Source organism: Streptomyces jumonjinensis, assembly GCF_009600885.1.
Taxonomy (GTDB): domain Bacteria; phylum Actinomycetota; class Actinomycetes; order Streptomycetales; family Streptomycetaceae; genus Streptomyces; species Streptomyces jumonjinensis.
Map to the genome: position 1 here is coordinate 1 of NZ_VCLA01000156.1, position 15,707 is coordinate 15,707.

The following is a 15,707-nucleotide window of genomic DNA, read 5'->3' on the forward strand; positions in this document are numbered from 1 at the left end:
AGGACGGCACCGTACGCGTCCTGCTCCCCGGCGACGGCGGGGACGGCGGCAACGGGAACGGCGGCGGGCAGAGCGCCGGACCCCGGGTGGCGGCGCGGCCGGGGTGGGTGCTCGGGGTCAGCGAACCGGTGGGCCCGGAGCAGCTCGCGGCGGCCGACACCCAGGCGGCGCGGGCTCTTCAGCGCGCCGTGGCGACCGGCGCGGAGCTGGTCCGGCACCGGGGGGCCGCGCTGTCCGCGCTGCTGCCGCCCGGGGAGGCCGCCGCACAGGCCCGGCTGCTGCTGGCGCCGCTCGCAAAGGCCCCGGCGCTGGTCGAGACCCTGCGCTGCTGGCTCTCGCTCCACGGCGGCTGGGACCGTACGGCGACGGCGCTGGGCGTGCACCGCAACACGGTCCGGCAGCGGATCGCGCGCTGCGCGGCGCTGCTGGGGGAGGACCTCGACGACCCGGATGTACGGATGGAGCTGTGGTTCGCCCTGCGCCGGATCTGAGCGCGGGCGTACGGGACACGATCCGAGCCCTGCGCGTACGGGACGGCATCCGAGCCCCGCGCGTACGGGACGACGGCACCCCACCCGTACGCCCCATCCGTACGGGACGACGGCGCCCCGCACCGGATCACGGCGGCGAACCCCGCACCGGCGACGCGCCGTTCGCCGCCCCGGCCCTGTGACCTACGCATCTTCCCCCCGGCCTGGACAGCCCCTTTAACTAGCCGGTAACTTGCCCTGAGCAAGCGCTTAGCCAGTCACCTGTGCCCAGGACTCCAAGGGAGGCGTTCGTGCGCCGCAGCGTTTACAACGAGGACCACGAGGCGTTCCGGGACACCGTCCGCGCCTTCGTCGAGGCCGAGGTCGTCCCCGTGTACGACGAGTGGTACGCGGCCGGCCAGGTGCCCCGCGAGTTCTACTACAAACTCGGCGAGCTGGGCGTCTTCGGCATCGAGGTGCCGGAGGAGTACGGCGGCGCGGGCGAGGAGTCCTTCAAGTACCAGGCGATCCTCACCGAGGAGACCACCCGCGCGGGCGTCTCCTTCGGCGGCTCCGGCGTCCATGTCGCGCTCTGTCTGCCATATCTGATGAGCTACGCCACCGATGAGCAGAAGAAGCGCTGGCTCCCCGACTTCGTCTCCGGCGCGGCCATGTACGCCATCGCCATGACCGAGCCCGGCACCGGCTCGGACCTCGCGGGCATGCGGACCACCGCGAAGCTCTCCGACGACGGCACCCACTATGTGCTCAACGGCGCGAAGACCTTCATCACCGGCGGCGTCCACGCGGACCGGGTGATCGTGTGCGCCCGCACCGCCGCCCCCACCGCCGAGGACCGCCGCCACGGCATCTCCCTCTTCGTGGTGGACACCGGTCTCGACGGCTACGCGGTCGGCCGCAAGCTCGACAAGCTGGGCCTGAAGACCTCCGACACCGCCGAGCTCTCCTTCTCCGACGTCAAGGTCCCCGCCGGGGATCTGCTCGGCGAGGAGAACAAGGGCTTCGCCTATCTCGGCCAGAACCTGCCCCAGGAGCGGCTGGCGATCGCGGTGGGGGCCTATGCCCAGGCCAAGGCCGCCATCCGGTTCACCCAGGACTATGTCCAGGAGCGCATGGTCTTCGGCAAGCCGGTCGCCTCGTTCCAGAACACCAAGTTCGAACTCGCCGCCTGCAAGGCGGAGGTCGACGCCGCCGAGGCGGTCGTGGACCGGGCGCTGGAGGCCCATGACGCGGGCGAGCTCTCCGCGGCGGAGGCGGCCTCGGCGAAGCTGTTCTGCACCGAGGTGGCGCACCGCGTCATCGACAAGTGCCTTCAGCTGCACGGCGGCTACGGCTATATGAACGAGTACCCGATCGCCCGCCTGTACGCGGACAACCGGGTCAACCGGATCTACGGCGGGACCAGCGAGGTCATGAAGTCGATCATCGCCAAGTCCATGGGTCTGTAGCCGCGTTCATGGGCTCGCCACTCGACGGCCTGCTCGATCTGCTCGATGTGGAGCGGATCGAGCGGGACATCTTCCGGGGCCGGTCGCGTTCGGCGGCGGTGCCGAGGGTGTTCGGCGGCCAGGTCGCGGCCCAGGCCCTGGCCGCCGCTGGCCGCACCGTCCCGGACGACCGCACGGCGCACTCCCTGCACGCGTACTTCCTGCGACAGGGCGACCCCGGCGTGCCGATCGTCTACACGGTCGACCGCGTCCGCGACGGCCGCTCCTTCACCACCCGGCAGGTGACGGCGGTCCAGCACGGCAGACCGGTGTTCCAGCTGACCGCGTCGTTCCAGTGCCATGAGGAGGGCCTGGAGCACCAGTCGCCGATGCCGGACGCGCCCGATCCCGAGTCGCTGCCGACTGCGGCGGAGATCCTTCCGTCGTACGCGGACCGCTTCGCTGACCCCGGCGCGGTCGACCGGCTGCTCGAAGCCCGTGCGGCGGTCGATCTGCGCTATGTCCAGCCCCCGCCGTACGGCAGCGTCGGCGAGCCGCGCGAGCCCCGCTCCCAGGTCTGGTTCCGCGCGGGCGGCGAGCTCTCGGACGATCCGCTGCTCCATGCCTGTCTGGCCGCCTATGTCTCGGACATGACCCTGCTGGACTCGGTGCTGCTGGCGCACGGCCGGGGCGGCTGGGCGGTGGGCGATGTCGTCGGCGCCTCGCTGGACCACGCCATGTGGTTCCACCGGCCCTTCCGCGCGGACGAATGGCTGCTGTACGACCAGGAGTCGCCGTCCGCGTCCGGGGGGCGGGGGCTGGGCCAGGCGCGGATCCACACCCGGGACGGGCGGCTGGCGATGACGGTGATCCAGGAGGGCGTGATCAGGGTCCCGCGCTGAGCGCTGAGCGCGGTGGCTCGCCCGCCCGTACACGCGTGGCGCGGCCGTCATCTCCGCCGACGCCCCGGGCTCCGTACGCCTCGCGCCCGTACACGCGTGGCGCGGCCGTTCCGCGGGGCCGTGCGCATACCGTCCGCCGTATGAGCGAAACGGACATCCCGCCGAGCGAGAGCGTCTTCACGGTGGTCGTCGCCGCCGTCGCCAATCTGGGGATCGCCGTGGCGAAGGCCGTCGCGGGCGTGCTCAGCGGCTCCAGCGCGATGCTGTCGGAGGCGGCCCACTCCGTCGCCGACACCGTCACCGAGCTGATGCTGCTCACCGCGCTCAGACGCGGCGCCCGCCCGGCCGACGAGGAGCATCCGCTCGGCTACGGCCCCGAGCGGTATGTCTGGGCGCTGCTGGCGGCCGTCGCGACCTTCGTCGGCGGCGCGGTCTTCGCCGTGTACGACGGCGTCCACACCCTCACCCACGGCGAGGAGCCGGGCGACCCCCTGGTCTCGTACATCGTGCTCGGCGTCGCCTTCGTCCTGGAGGGCTACTCGCTGCGGACGGGCGCGCGCCAGGTGCGCGCCGAGGCGGCGAGGATCGGCGTGCCCGCCGGGCGCTATCTGCGCGTCACCCCGGACACGGCCGTCAAAGCGGTGGTCATGGAGGACTCGGCGGCGCTGGTGGGGCTGCTGCTGGCGGCGGGCGGGCTGCTGGGCGGGCAGCTCACGGGGTCCGGGATCTGGGACGGGATCGCGTCGATCCTCATCGGTCTGCTGCTGGTGTACGTGGCCTGGGTGCTGGGCCACAGCAACGCGCGGCTTCTCATCGGCCGTCCGCTGCCCGCGCCGCTGCGGGACGCGGTCCGGGAGGAGATCCTGACGGTGCCGCACATCGTGGCCGTACTGGAGCTGACCACCCTCATCCAGGGGCCGCAGGAGATCCTGATCGCCGCGAAGGTCGACTTCCGGGACGCCTCGACCGCCGCGCAGGTGGAGTGGGCGTGCGAGGAGGCGGAGGAGCAGCTCAGGGAGGTCTTTCCGGCGATCCGGCGGGTCTATCTGGACCCGACGCCGGGGCTGGGCCGGGAGGTCGCGGCGGGCGGGGAGCCATAGGACCGGTGAGACCGGGCTCGCGCCCGGGGGGTCCACCGGGCGGGAAGCCGCCGGACCGGGCTCGCGCCCAGGGAATCCGCCGGGCGGGGAGCCGACCGGGCTCGCGCCCAGGAAGCCGTCGGGAGAGGAGCCGGCCAGGCTCATACCCGGGAATCCGCCGGGCGGGCGCGCGGGGTCGCGCCCGCCCGGCGTACACGGGGCACCGGTTACTGGGCACCAGGCACCGGGTTACTTGACCGGGCCCACCCAGATGGCCTCTTCGTAGTCCAGCCCCGGGGAGAGCTCCATCTGGAGCTCCTTCGCCCCGGCGGGCGAGAGCGAGAAGGTGTAGTCGGCGACCGCCTGCTTGCCCGGCAGCAGCTTGCCGGAGAACATGTCCGTCGCGCTCTCGCCGTCGAAGACGCTCTCGGCGGACTTGCCCTTGCCGTCCCGCACGGTCGGCACGGCGAGGCCGATGTCGATCGTCTTCTTGCCGTCGTTGACGATGGTGATCTTCAGCTGAACGGCGACATTGCCTTTCTCATGCCCCACGGCGAACTCGCCGGGGGTGAAGGGGGCGGGCTTGCCGACGGTGAGCTTCACGCCGTCCGCGTACTTCCGCGTCTCGCCGAAGGCCAGCGGCTTGTCGGCCTCTTCCTCCGCCGCCTCCTCGGCCGCCTGCTCCTCGTCCCCCGCGGCCTTCGACTCCTCGTCGGTCACGGCCGGGACCTCGTACCCGCGGCTGTTCTCCTCGACCTTCTCGGCGACGTCGTTGACGAACCAGATCGTGAGGATCAGCCCGCCGATCGCCATGGCGGTGGCCAGACCGCCCAGGATGGCCCCGGAGAGCGCCACTCCCCGGTTGGTGGCCAGGCCCTTGCCGGCCCGGCCGCGGCCTATGAGGCCGAAGATCAGGGCGAGTACGCCGAGAATGCCGGTGATCCAGAACAGAAACGGGATGAACCCGAAGACCACGCCCACGATGCCGAGAACCAGAGCGCTGATGCCCAGACCGTTGCGGGGCGGCGGGGGCTCCGGGGCCCACATGGGCGGTCCGGCGGGGTAGGGGGACGGAGGCATGCTCATGAGCGGTCCTTCACAAGGGGACAAATAGCGGATCACCCTAACAAGGCATGCACCGGACATCGCAGACCACGCCGTGATATCCGCCCCGGGACCGCGGGAACTGCTGGGCCGGGGCGGAACCCGGCCCCGACATCAGCAGAGCCCGGCCGCGTCCAGCAGATACTCCGTCATCGGATCGTAGAAGCGCGGATCGGTCACATGGTCGTCCAGCGGCACCGTCACCTGGAGCGTTCCCTCCGCCTCCCCGATGAAGAGCGCCGGGTCGTTGGAGTCCGCGTACCCCACCGCGTCGAGCCCCCGCTGGCCGGCGCAGCCCGCCCAGCCGTGGTCCGCCACCACCAGATCCGGCTGGGGTTCGCCGATGTGCTCCAGGCCGTCGAGGATCGCGGCCATCGGGGCCGGGGAGTGGGTGTGCCAGAGCGTCGCGCCCCGCTCCAGCACGGCGACGCCGGCGAACTGGAAGACCATGCCCTCCTCCGCCATCAGCCCGCCCGGGATGCGGACGATCTCGCAGCCCGCCGCGCGCAGGGCGTCGGCGGTCTGGCGGTGGACGTCGAGCAGCCCGCCGGGGTGGCCGGTGGCGAAGAGCACCCGCTCCCGTCCGGCGGCGGCCTTGCGCAGCCGGGCCGCGAGCCGGTCCAGGGCGTCGACGGTCAGCTCGGGGTCGATGGTGTCCTGCCCCTCACGGTGGCCGGGGTCGTCGCCGACGCCGCACCGTTCGGCCATCACGGCCAGCACGTCCTGCTCATCGCGCCAGCGCTCCCCCAGCTCCAGGCCGAGCCAGTAGTGGCGGTCCCCGTTGGCGAGCTTGCGGTAGTGGGAGAGGTTGTTGTCGCGTGGGGTGGCGACGTTCCCGGCGATACGTGTGCGGACGAGGTGGTCGACGAGGGCGGCACGGCTCGGTATCGGCATGCCCCCATTCTGCCGCCGCCGGCCGGTACGCACCCGATCGGCCGCCGGGCCGGTCCTGAGCCGGGCGTGCCGCCCTCAGGACGGCGGCGAGAGGTCACGCCCTCAGGGTCCTGGCGAGAGGCACCGCCCCGGGCCCTGGCAAGAAAGACGCCGCCCCCGGCTCAGCGATCAGACACCGTCCTCGGAGGGCGGCGAGAGGGCGGCGAAGGCCCCGTGCGCCAGTCGGCGCAGCAGGGACTCGGTCGCCGTACGGGCCGCCGGGCCGTCGTCCCGGTCCGCCAGCCGCGGCGTGGAGTTCAGCAGGCCGAAGACCGCGTGCACGGCGGCCCTCGCCTCGGACTCGGGCACCCGCGGATGCAGCGCGCGGACGGCCGTCACCCACAGCTCGACATAGTGCCGCTGGAGCCGGCGCACCTGCTTGCGGTCGCTCTCCCGGAGCCGGTCCAGCTCACGGTCGTGCAGGGTGATCAGCGGGCGGTCGTCGAGCGCGAAGTCGATATGGCTGTCGATCAGCGAGGCGAGCAGCGCCTCGGGGTCGGCGGGCGACTCCTCGGCCCGCAGCCGGCCGCCGCTCAGCAGCCGCTCGCTGATGCCCACGAGCAGCTCCGCCAGCATGGCGTCCTTGCCCGCGAAGTGGCGGTAGAGGCCCGGGCCGCTGATTCCGACGGCGGCCCCTATCTCGTCCACGCCGACGCCGTGGAAGCCGCGCTCAGCGAAGAGCCGGGCAGCCTCTTTGAGGATCTGCTCGCGGCGCGTGGGCGCATCCGTCCTGGTGCTCATGGAACCTGATTCTAGACAAGCCTGTTAGCGGTCGTTAACCTGAGAGCACGCGTTAACGCTCATTAACAGGAGTGGGACGATGCAGCAGGCACCCGTGCTCACCAGTACGGCAGACCCGTCGTCGGCGGCCTGGCAGGCCAATGAGGCGGCCCATCGCGAGCTGGCCGACGCCCTGCGCGACAAGCTCGCGCGGGCGGCGCTCGGCGGCGGCGAGAAGGCCCGCGCCCGCCATACCGCCCGCGGCAAGCTGCTCCCGCGCGACCGGGTCGACACCCTGCTCGATCCGGGCTCCCCCTTTCTGGAGCTGGCCCCCCTCGCCGCCCATGGGATGTACGAGGACCAGGCCCCGGCCGCCGGGGTGATCGCGGGCATCGGCCGGATCAGCGGGCGCGAGGCCGTGATCGTGGCCAATGACGCCACCGTCAAGGGCGGCACGTACTACCCGATGACGGTCAAGAAGCATCTGCGCGCCCAGGAGATCGCCCTGGAGAACCGGCTGCCGTGCGTCTATCTGGTGGACTCCGGCGGCGCTTTCCTGCCGATGCAGGACGAGGTCTTCCCCGACCGTGACCACTTCGGCCGGATCTTCTACAACCAGGCCCGGATGTCCGGCGCGGGAATCCCGCAGATCGCGGCCGTCCTCGGCTCCTGCACCGCGGGCGGGGCCTATGTCCCGGCGATGAGCGACGAGGCCGTGATCGTACGGAACCAGGGCACGATCTTCCTGGGCGGCCCGCCCCTGGTGAAGGCCGCGACCGGCGAGGTGGTGACCGCCGAGGAGCTCGGCGGCGGCGAGGTCCACTCCCGGGTCTCCGGGGTCACCGACCATCTCGCCGAGGACGACGCCCACGCCCTGCGGATCGTCCGGAACATCGTGGCCACCCTTCCTCCGCGCGGGCCGCTGCCCTGGGCGGTCGAGCCCGCCGAGGAGCCCAAGGCGGACCCCGCGGGTCTGTACGGCGTGGTCCCGGCGGACTCCCGCACCCCCTATGACGTACGGGAGGTGATCGCGCGGATCGTCGACGGCTCCCGGTTCGCCGAGTTCAAGGCGGAGTTCGGACAGACCCTGGTCACCGGCTTCGCCCGGATCCACGGCCACCCCGTCGGCGTCGTCGCCAACAACGGCATCCTGTTCTCCGAGTCCGCACAGAAGGGCGCGCACTTCATCGAGCTCTGCGACCAGCGGGGCGTCCCGCTGCTCTTCCTCCAGAACATCTCCGGCTTCATGGTCGGCAAGGACTACGAGGCGGGCGGCATCGCCAAGCACGGGGCGAAGATGGTCACGGCGGTCGCCTGCACCCGGGTCCCCAAACTGACGGTCGTCATCGGCGGCTCCTACGGCGCGGGGAACTACTCGATGTGCGGGCGGGCCTATTCCCCCCGCTTTCTGTGGATGTGGCCCAACGCCAAGATCTCGGTCATGGGCGGCGAGCAGGCGGCGTCCGTGCTGGCCACGGTCAAGCGCGATCAGCTCCAGGCCCGGGGCGAGGAGTGGTCCGCGGAGGACGAGGAGTCCTTCAAGACCCCCATCCGCGGCCAGTACGAACGGCAGGGCAGCGCCTACTACGCCACGGCCCGGCTCTGGGACGACGGTGTGATCGACCCGCTGGAGACCCGCCAGGTGCTGGGCCTCGCCCTGACGGCCTGCGCGGGCGCACCACTCGCCGAACCCGCCTTCGGCGTCTTCCGGATGTGAGGGGAGCGCATATGTCGATGTTCGACACGGTCCTGGTGGCCAACCGCGGCGAGATCGCCGTACGGATCATCCGCACCCTGCGGACGATGGGGGTGCGCTCGGTCGCCGTCTTCTCCGACGCCGACGCCGGGGCCCGGCATGTACGGGAGGCGGACACGGCGGTGCGCATCGGCCCGCCGGCCCCCGCCGAGAGCTATCTCTCCGTGGACCGGCTGCTGGAGGCCGCCGCCCGCACCGGCGCGCAGGCGGTCCACCCCGGCTACGGCTTCCTCGCCGAGAACGCGGCCTTCGCCCGGGCCTGCGCGGATGCCGGGCTGGTCTTCATCGGCCCGCCCGCCGCCGCCATCGCGCTGATGGGCGACAAGATCCGCGCCAAGGAGACCGTACGGGCGGCGGGCGTTCCCGTGGTCCCCGGATCGTCGGGCAGCGGGCTGAGCGACGATCAGCTGGCGGCGGCGGCCCGGGAGATCGGGCTGCCGGTGCTGTTCAAGCCGTCGGCGGGCGGCGGCGGCAAGGGCATGCGGCTGACCCGGACGGAGTCCGCGCTCCTGGAGGAGATCGCCGCGGCCCGGCGCGAGGCGCGCGCCTCCTTCGGCGATGACACCCTGCTGGTGGAGCGGTGGATCGACCGGCCCCGGCATATCGAGATCCAGGTGCTGGCCGACGCGCATGGACAGGTGGTGCATCTCGGCGAGCGCGAGTGCTCGCTCCAGCGCAGACACCAGAAGATCATCGAGGAGGCGCCGTCCATTCTGCTGGACGAGCGGACCCGGGCGGCGATGGGCGAGGCGGCCGTCCAGGCGGCGCGCTCCTGCGGCTATGTGGGCGCGGGAACGGTGGAGTTCATCGTCCCGGGCCGTACCCCTTCCGCCGACTGGTTCTTCATGGAGATGAACACCCGGCTCCAGGTGGAGCATCCGGTGACCGAGCTGATCACCGGGCTCGACCTGGTGGAGTGGCAGCTGCGCGTCGCCGCGGGCGAGCGGCTGCCGTTCGCGCAGGAGGACATCGCCCTCACCGGACATGCCGTCGAGGCCCGGATCTGCGCCGAGGACCCCGCGCGGGGCTTTCTGCCCTCGGGCGGCACGGTGCTCGCGCTGCGCGAGCCGCGAGGCGAGGGGGTGCGCACCGACTCGGGCCTGAGCGAGGGCTCCGAGGTCTCCAGCCGCTACGACCCGATGCTCGCCAAGGTGATCGCCCATGGCCCGGACCGCGCCACGGCCCTGCGCAGGCTGCGCGCGGCCCTCGCGGAGACGGTCACCCTCGGCGTCCCGACGAACGCGGGGTTTCTCCGCCGGCTGCTGGCCCACCCGGACGTGGTCTCCGGCGAGCTGGACACCGGGCTGGTGGAGCGGGAGGCGGAGAGCCTGATCCCGGACGGGCCGCCGGCGGCGGTGTACGCGGCGGCGGCTGCTGTCCGGCTGGCGCAGCTCGCGCCCGCGCCGGACCCGGCCGGCTGGACCGACCCCTTCTCGGCTCCCACCGGCTGGCGGCTCGGCGGAACGCCCGCGCCCCTCGCCTTCCCCCTGCGGATCCCCGGGCTCGACCCCGTGACGGCCACGGCCCCCGCCGGTGCGACGGTCACCGAGGACACGGTCGCCGTCACCCTCGACGGGATCACCCACACCTTCCACCGCGCGGGGTCCTGGCTCGGCTGCGACGGAGACTCCTGGCACATCCAGGACCACGACCCGGTCGCCGCGTCCCTCGGCGGCGGCGCGCGCTCCGGGGCGGACACCCTGGCCGCGCCCATGCCCGGGACGGTCACCGTGGTCAAGGCGGCCGTCGGGGACTCCGTCGCCGCCGGGCAGAGCCTGCTGGTGGTGGAGGCGATGAAGATGGAGCACGTCATCTCCGCCCCGCACGCCGGGACCGTCACCGAGCTCGACGTGGTCCCCGGGGCCACGGTCGCCATGGATCAGATCCTCGCCGTGGTGACCCCGGAAAAGGAGACCGGAGATGTCTGACGGACTGCCCATGCAGGTCCCCGCGCAGGATCTGCCGCCCCGGGTCCGCGTCTACGAGGTGGGCCCCCGCGACGGACTCCAGAACGAGAAGACGGCCGTCCCCACCGAGGTCAAGGCCGAGTTCATCCGCCGTCTCGCCGGCGCCGGGCTCACCACCGTCGAGGCCACGGCCTTCGTCCACCCGAAGTGGGTCCCCCAGCTCGCCGACGCCGAAGAGCTCTATCCACGGCTCGCGGACCTGAGAGGGGTCGCCCTCCCCGTCCTCGTGCCGAACGAGCGCGGTCTGGAGCGCGCCATCGCCCTCGGCGCCCGCCGTATCGCCGTCTTCGGCTCGGCGACCGAGACGTTCTCCCGCAGAAACCTCAACCGCACCATCGCCGAGTCGCTCGCCATGTTCGAGCCGGTGATCGCCCGTGCCAAGGCCGCCGGAATCCATGTCCGGGGCTATCTCTCCATGTGCTTCGGCGACCCCTGGGAAGGCCCGGTCCCCATCCACCAGGCGGTCCGGGTCGCCCGGCAGCTGCGCGAGCTGGGCTGCGACGAGCTGTCGCTCGGCGACACCATCGGCGTGGCCACCCCCGGCCATGTGCTCTCCCTGCTGGCCGAGCTGAACGAGGAGGGCGTCCCCACCTCCGTGCTCGGGGTGCACTTCCACGACACCTACGGCCAGGCGCTCGCCAATACCTACGCCGCGCTGGAGCACGGGGTGACCACCGTGGACGCATCGGCGGGCGGCCTCGGCGGCTGCCCCTACGCGAAGAGCGCCACCGGAAATCTCGCCACCGAGGATCTCGTGTGGATGCTCGACGGCCTCGGCATCGACACCGGTGTCGACCTCGCCCGCCTCACCGCCGCAAGCGTCTGGCTCGCGGAGAGACTGGGCCGCCCCAGCCCCTCCCGTACCGTTCGCGCGCTCTCCCACAAGGAGTGACCCCCATGTCCCTCGACCACCGGCTCACCCCTGAGCACGAGGAACTCCGCCGCACCGTCGAGCAGTTCGCGCATGAGGTGATCGCGCCGAAGATCGGCGATCTCTACGAGCGCCATGAATTCCCGTACGAGATCGTCGCCGAGATGGGCCGGATGGGCCTGTTCGGGCTGCCCTTCCCGGAGGAGTACGGCGGGATGGGCGGCGACTATCTCGCCCTCGGGATCGCGCTGGAGGAGCTGGCGCGGGTCGACTCATCGGTGGCGATCACCCTGGAGGCCGCCGTCTCACTGGGCGCGATGCCGATCCACCGCTTCGGCACCGAGGAGCAGAAGCGCCGGTGGCTGCCCGCGCTCTGCTCCGGCGGGACGCTCGGCGCGTTCGGGCTGACCGAGCCGGAGGGCGGCTCCGACGCGGGCGGCACCAGGACCACCGCCGTACGGGACGAGGCGGCGGGCGAGTGGGTGATCAACGGCTCCAAGTGCTTCATCACCAACGCGGGCACGGACATCACGGGCCTGGTGACGGTCACCGCGGTCACCGGCCGCGACCCCGGGGGCCGGCCGCTGATCTCCTCGATCATCGTCCCCTCCGGCACCCCCGGATTCACCGTTGCCCCGGCCTACTCGAAGGTCGGGTGGAACGCCTCCGACACCCGCGAGCTCTCCTTCGACGGCGTACGGGTGCCGCTGGCGAATCTGCTCGGCGAGGAGGGCCGGGGGTACGCCCAGTTCCTGCGCATCCTGGACGAGGGCCGGATCGCCATCTCCGCGCTGGCGACGGGCCTCGCACAGGGCTGTGTCGACGAGTCGGTGAAGTACGCCGGGGAGCGGCACGCGTTCGGCCGGCCCATCGGTGCCAACCAGGCGATCCAGTTCAAAATTGCCGATATGGAGACACGGGCGCATATGGCCAGGATCGGCTGGCGGGACGCGGCGTCCCGGCTGGTGCACGGCGAGCCGTTCAAGAAGGAGGCGGCGATCGCGAAGCTGTACTCCTCGACGGTGGCGGTGGACAACGCCCGCGAGGCCACCCAGATCCACGGCGGATACGGCTTCATGAACGAGTACCCGGTGGCCCGCATGTGGCGCGACTCCAAGATCCTGGAGATCGGGGAGGGCACCAGCGAGGTCCAGCGCATGCTGATCGCCCGGGAGTTGGGGCTCACGGGCTGACAGCACGAGCGGCGGCGTTCCGCCGGACGGCACGCAGGCCGTCCGATGATCCGCGAACCCCGGGTTCGCGGACCGCCGCCGACGGGGCCCGGACCGTCTCAGGGGGACGGTCCGGGCCCCAGGGCTTGCCGCATCCCCGCCCTCCAGTTCTAGTCAGGTTAGGCTAACCTGACTCGAAACCTGCCCCGCGGCCGATCGGGGCCGTATGCGATCCGTCCACGTTCCGCACGTGCCCCGCGTACCCGCGCCACACGACAGAAGAGGGTCGCCTGCCCATGACGACGACGGCCGAGCCCGCCATCCCGTTCCGCTTCTTCTCACTCCGGGTCGCCACGGTGCGCCGGCTCAGCCCGTCCCTGGTCCGGGTGACATTCCGAGGACATCCGGACGACGGCGAGCTGGCGGACTTCCACGCCGGGGGCCGCGACCAGTCCCTCTCGCTCTTCCTCCCGCACCCGGGCCAGGACGCCCCGGTGGTCCCGGTGGACCCGGCCGGCTACCGGGCCACCCTCGGCGCCTGGCGCGCGCTGCCCGACGGCGTCCGGGCGGTGATGCGCTCCTACACCGTGCGCGAGCAGCGCCGGGACGACGACGGCGGCAGCGAGATCGACATCGACTTCGCCGTGCACGAGAACGGCGGCCCGGCCTGCCGCTGGGCCGAACAGGCGGCCCCCGGGCAGCGGGTCATGGTGCTGGGCCCCACGGACGCCGACAACGGCTCGGTGCGCTGCCGTCCGCCGCAGGACACGGAGTGGGTGCTGATCTGGGGCGATGAGACCGCGCTGCCCGCGGCGACGGCGATCCTCGAATGGCTGCCCGCCGGAACGAAGGCCCGGGTCTGGCTGGAGGTCCCGCACGCGGCCGACCGGCTGGAGCCGGCGACCGAGGCGGACGCGGAGATCACCTGGCTGGTACGGGAGGAGGGGGCGCCCTCCGCGGTGGAGGCGGTCGCCGCCGCCGAGTTCCCCGAGGGCGTCGCGTACGCCTGGCTGGCGGGCGAGTCCGGCAGCCTCAAGGCGCTCCGCCGCCATCTGGTGGGCGAGCGCGGGATCGACCGCCGCCGGGTGACCTTCGTCGGCTACTGGCGGCGCGGAGTGAGCGAGGACGGACTGCGCGAGGAGCCCCCGGCGGACGAGACCGCCTGAGCGCGGTTGGGGTCTCAGGGGAGGGGGCCACCCTGCCCGGCGTCGGGCCCTCGCCGGGGGCCAGCCCCCGAACCCCTGCTCCTCAATCGCCGGAGGGGCTGGATTTGCGCTCCCCTCGCCTCAAACTCCCCCAGACTTCGTCCGGGAGAGGGACCCCCACGGGGCTGGGTTTGCCGGGGCGGAGTGTGCGGGGTCCCGAGGTGCGGCGTCCGTCCTCAAACGCCGGACGGGCTGGTTCTACCGGGATCGGCGGGCGGGTTGACGGGTCTCAGGGGAGGGGGCCGCGCAGGGGTGGTGCCGGGACGTAAAACGTGATTTGTGGCGCGAAGGAGGCCCGCCATCAAACAAGGACTGGAAACGCGCCCGTAAATCATGAGTCCCGGCACCACCCCGGAGCGGACCCCGGACCCCAGCACACCACCGCCCAGCCCACCCCGAAGCCCCCGCACAAGGCGCGGCCCCCCGCCCCGAAGCACCCGCACAAGGCGCGGCCCCCGCCCCGAAGCACCCCCGCCCCGCACCACACCCCCCGGACCGAGTGGCGTCACAACTTAGGTTAGGCTAACCTTCCTTCACGTCGCCCTCTCGTCCCTTCATCCTGTCCTCTGAGGGGCGACCAGATCCCCCCATCCAGAAGGGCATTGCATGCGCTCGCATCTGCTCAATGACGGCACGGCAGACGCCTACCGGCTCGCTGTGACGCAAGGAGTCGAGCGGATGGCGAAGAAAATCGCCACGACCCGGCGGCCGTTCACCGGAGTCACCCCCGATGAGCTCGCCCCGGTCGTCTCCGCCGTCGACCTCGACCAGCCCCTCGGCGACACCACCGCCGCCCTCGACGAGCTGGAGCGGCTCTATCTGCGGGACGCGGTCTACTTCCACCACCCCCGCTATCTCGGCCATCTCAACTGCCCGGTCGTCATACCCGCCGTGCTCGGCGAAGCCGTGCTCTCCGCCGTCAACTCCTCCCTGGACACCTGGGACCAGAGCGCCGGCGGCACCCTCATCGAGCGGCGGCTGATCGACTGGACAGCCGAGCGCATCGGCCTCGGCCCCGCCGCCGACGGCGTCTTCACCAGCGGCGGCACCCAGTCCAACCTCCAGGCGCTGCTGCTGGCCCGTGAGGAGGCCAAGACCTCCGACCTCACCCGGCTGCGGATCTTCGCCTCCGAGTGCAGCCACTTCAGCGTCCAGAAGTCGGCCACCCTGCTCGGCCTCGGGCCCGACGCCGTCGTCTCCATCCCGGTGGACCGGGAGAAGCGGATGCGCGCCCCCCTGCTCGCCGCCGAGCTGGCGAGCTGCGCCGCCGACGGCCTGGTCCCGATGGCCGTCGTCGCCACCGCCGGAACCACCGACTTCGGCTCCATCGACCCCCTGCCCGAGATCGCCGGGCTGACGCAGCGGTACGGCGCGTGGATGCATGTGGACGCGGCGTACGGCTGCGGGCTGCTGGCCTCCCCCACCCGCCGGCATCTCCTGGACGGCGTCGAGCAGGCCGACTCGGTCACCGTCGACTACCACAAGTCCTTCTTCCAGCCGGTCAGCTCATCGGCCCTGCTGGTGCGGGACGCGGGCACCCTGCGCCACGCGACCTACCACGCGGACTACCTCAACCCCAGGCGCACCCTCGAAGAGAGAATTCCCAACCAGGTCGACAAATCCCTCCAGACCACCCGCCGCTTCGACGCGCTCAAGCTGTGGATGACGCTGCGGGTGATGGGCGCGGACGGGATCGGCGGGCTCTTCGACGAGGTCTGCGACCTGGCCGCCGCCGGCTGGGAGCTGCTGGACGCCGACCCGCGCTTCGAGGTCGTCGTACGGCCCACGCTCTCCACCCTGGTCTACCGCTATGTCCCCGAGGCCGTCACCAGCCCCGCCCTCATCGACCGGGCCAACCTCTACGCCCGTAAGGCGCTGTTCGCCTCCGGTGCGGCCGTGGTCGCCGGGACGAAGACGGCGGGCCGCCAGTACCTGAAGTTCACCCTGCTCAACCCCGAGACGACGACGGCCGACATCGCCGCCGTACTCGATCTGATCGCCGGCCACGCCGAGCAGTACCTGGGAGAGAACCGCCTTGTCAGCGCCTAGCGAGCCCCGCGAGCCCTACGCGCCCCACGCG

The 15,707-nt window shown here is 72.2% G+C and carries 14 protein-coding genes; 11 read left to right on the forward strand and 3 right to left on the reverse strand.

From position 1 onward, the window contains the following. The 5 genes from FF041_RS20475 to FF041_RS20495 form a co-directional block, all read left to right on the forward strand. A partial coding sequence (locus FF041_RS20475) for a helix-turn-helix domain-containing protein (protein ID WP_194292107.1) occupies window positions 1–491 on the forward strand: 491 nt, incomplete at its 5' end. Further along, a complete protein-coding gene (locus FF041_RS20480) occupies window positions 467–673 on the forward strand; it encodes a hypothetical protein (protein WP_153524144.1) in 207 nt (68 codons plus the stop codon). The genes FF041_RS20475 and FF041_RS20480, both read left to right, overlap by 25 nt. A 108-nt stretch (window positions 674–781) precedes the next feature. Continuing rightward, a complete protein-coding gene (locus FF041_RS20485; RefSeq protein WP_323372299.1) occupies window positions 782–1,939 on the forward strand; it encodes an acyl-CoA dehydrogenase family protein in 1,158 nt (385 codons plus the stop codon). Between the two features lie 8 nt (window positions 1,940–1,947). Then, a complete protein-coding gene (locus FF041_RS20490; protein WP_153524145.1) occupies window positions 1,948–2,820 on the forward strand; it encodes an acyl-CoA thioesterase in 873 nt (290 codons plus the stop codon). A 140-nt stretch (window positions 2,821–2,960) separates the two neighbouring features. Continuing rightward, a complete protein-coding gene (locus tag FF041_RS20495; protein ID WP_153524146.1) occupies window positions 2,961–3,920 on the forward strand; it encodes a cation diffusion facilitator family transporter in 960 nt (319 codons plus the stop codon). Window positions 3,921–4,148: 228 nt separating this feature from the next. On the opposite strand, the gene FF041_RS20500 is transcribed toward FF041_RS20495, so the two are convergent. The 3 genes from FF041_RS20500 to FF041_RS20510 all read right to left on the reverse strand — a co-directional run bounded on the left by FF041_RS20500 (window position 4,149) and on the right by FF041_RS20510 (window position 6,677). Then, window positions 4,149–4,985 carry a DUF4190 domain-containing protein gene (locus FF041_RS20500; protein ID WP_228388440.1) on the reverse strand — a complete coding sequence of 279 codons (837 nt, stop codon included), beginning with the start codon at window positions 4,983–4,985 and terminating at the stop codon, window positions 4,149–4,151. A 132-nt stretch (window positions 4,986–5,117) separates the two neighbouring features. Further along, a complete protein-coding gene (locus tag FF041_RS20505; protein ID WP_153524147.1) occupies window positions 5,118–5,897 on the reverse strand; it encodes a phosphatase in 780 nt (259 codons plus the stop codon). 168 nt (window positions 5,898–6,065) lie between these two features. Beyond that, window positions 6,066–6,677, reverse strand: a complete 612-nt coding sequence (locus tag FF041_RS20510) for an SACE_7040 family transcriptional regulator (protein WP_153486526.1) — start codon at window positions 6,675–6,677, stop codon at window positions 6,066–6,068. Window positions 6,678–6,756: 79 nt separating this feature from the next. Here FF041_RS20510 and FF041_RS20515 point away from each other — a divergent pair, with 79 nt between their 5' ends. The 6 genes from FF041_RS20515 to FF041_RS20540 all read left to right on the forward strand — a co-directional run bounded on the left by FF041_RS20515 (window position 6,757) and on the right by FF041_RS20540 (window position 15,676). Beyond that, complete coding sequence (locus FF041_RS20515) at window positions 6,757–8,373, forward strand: carboxyl transferase domain-containing protein (protein ID WP_153524148.1); 1,617 nt, start codon at window positions 6,757–6,759, stop codon at window positions 8,371–8,373. An 11-nt stretch (window positions 8,374–8,384) separates the two neighbouring features. Continuing rightward, window positions 8,385–10,340: an ATP-binding protein gene (locus FF041_RS20520; RefSeq protein WP_153524149.1), complete on the forward strand. Its 1,956-nt coding sequence runs from the start codon at window positions 8,385–8,387 to the stop codon at window positions 10,338–10,340. Beyond that, window positions 10,333–11,271, forward strand: a complete 939-nt coding sequence (locus FF041_RS20525; protein ID WP_153486521.1) for a hydroxymethylglutaryl-CoA lyase — start codon at window positions 10,333–10,335, stop codon at window positions 11,269–11,271. Before FF041_RS20520 ends, FF041_RS20525 begins: the two co-directional genes overlap by 8 nt. A 5-nt stretch (window positions 11,272–11,276) precedes the next feature. Continuing rightward, the gene (locus tag FF041_RS20530; RefSeq protein WP_153524150.1) at window positions 11,277–12,443 is read left to right on the forward strand and encodes an acyl-CoA dehydrogenase family protein; all 1,167 of its coding nucleotides are present in this window, start codon (window positions 11,277–11,279) and stop codon (window positions 12,441–12,443) included. 275 nt (window positions 12,444–12,718) lie between these two features. Beyond that, the gene (locus FF041_RS20535; RefSeq protein WP_153524151.1) at window positions 12,719–13,588 is read left to right on the forward strand and encodes a siderophore-interacting protein; all 870 of its coding nucleotides are present in this window, start codon (window positions 12,719–12,721) and stop codon (window positions 13,586–13,588) included. A 645-nt stretch (window positions 13,589–14,233) separates the two neighbouring features. Then, a complete protein-coding gene (locus tag FF041_RS20540; protein ID WP_153524152.1) occupies window positions 14,234–15,676 on the forward strand; it encodes a pyridoxal phosphate-dependent decarboxylase family protein in 1,443 nt (480 codons plus the stop codon). Window positions 15,677–15,707: the final 31 nt, after the last annotated feature.

Coding starts and splice junctions, on each gene's coding strand:
- FF041_RS20490 (WP_153524145.1), top strand. CDS start 1,948: ATGGGCTCGCCACTCGACGGCCTGCTCGATCTGCTCGATGTGGAGCGG.
- FF041_RS20495 (WP_153524146.1), top strand. CDS start 2,961: ATGAGCGAAACGGACATCCCGCCGAGCGAGAGCGTCTTCACGGTGGTC.
- FF041_RS20500 (WP_228388440.1), bottom strand. CDS start 4,985: ATGAGCATGCCTCCGTCCCCCTACCCCGCCGGACCGCCCATGTGGGCC.
- FF041_RS20505 (WP_153524147.1), bottom strand. CDS start 5,897: ATGCCGATACCGAGCCGTGCCGCCCTCGTCGACCACCTCGTCCGCACA.
- FF041_RS20510 (WP_153486526.1), bottom strand. CDS start 6,677: ATGAGCACCAGGACGGATGCGCCCACGCGCCGCGAGCAGATCCTCAAA.
- FF041_RS20515 (WP_153524148.1), top strand. CDS start 6,757: ATGCAGCAGGCACCCGTGCTCACCAGTACGGCAGACCCGTCGTCGGCG.
- FF041_RS20520 (WP_153524149.1), top strand. CDS start 8,385: ATGTCGATGTTCGACACGGTCCTGGTGGCCAACCGCGGCGAGATCGCC.
- FF041_RS20525 (WP_153486521.1), top strand. CDS start 10,333: ATGTCTGACGGACTGCCCATGCAGGTCCCCGCGCAGGATCTGCCGCCC.
- FF041_RS20530 (WP_153524150.1), top strand. CDS start 11,277: ATGTCCCTCGACCACCGGCTCACCCCTGAGCACGAGGAACTCCGCCGC.
- FF041_RS20535 (WP_153524151.1), top strand. CDS start 12,719: ATGACGACGACGGCCGAGCCCGCCATCCCGTTCCGCTTCTTCTCACTC.
- FF041_RS20540 (WP_153524152.1), top strand. CDS start 14,234: ATGCGCTCGCATCTGCTCAATGACGGCACGGCAGACGCCTACCGGCTC.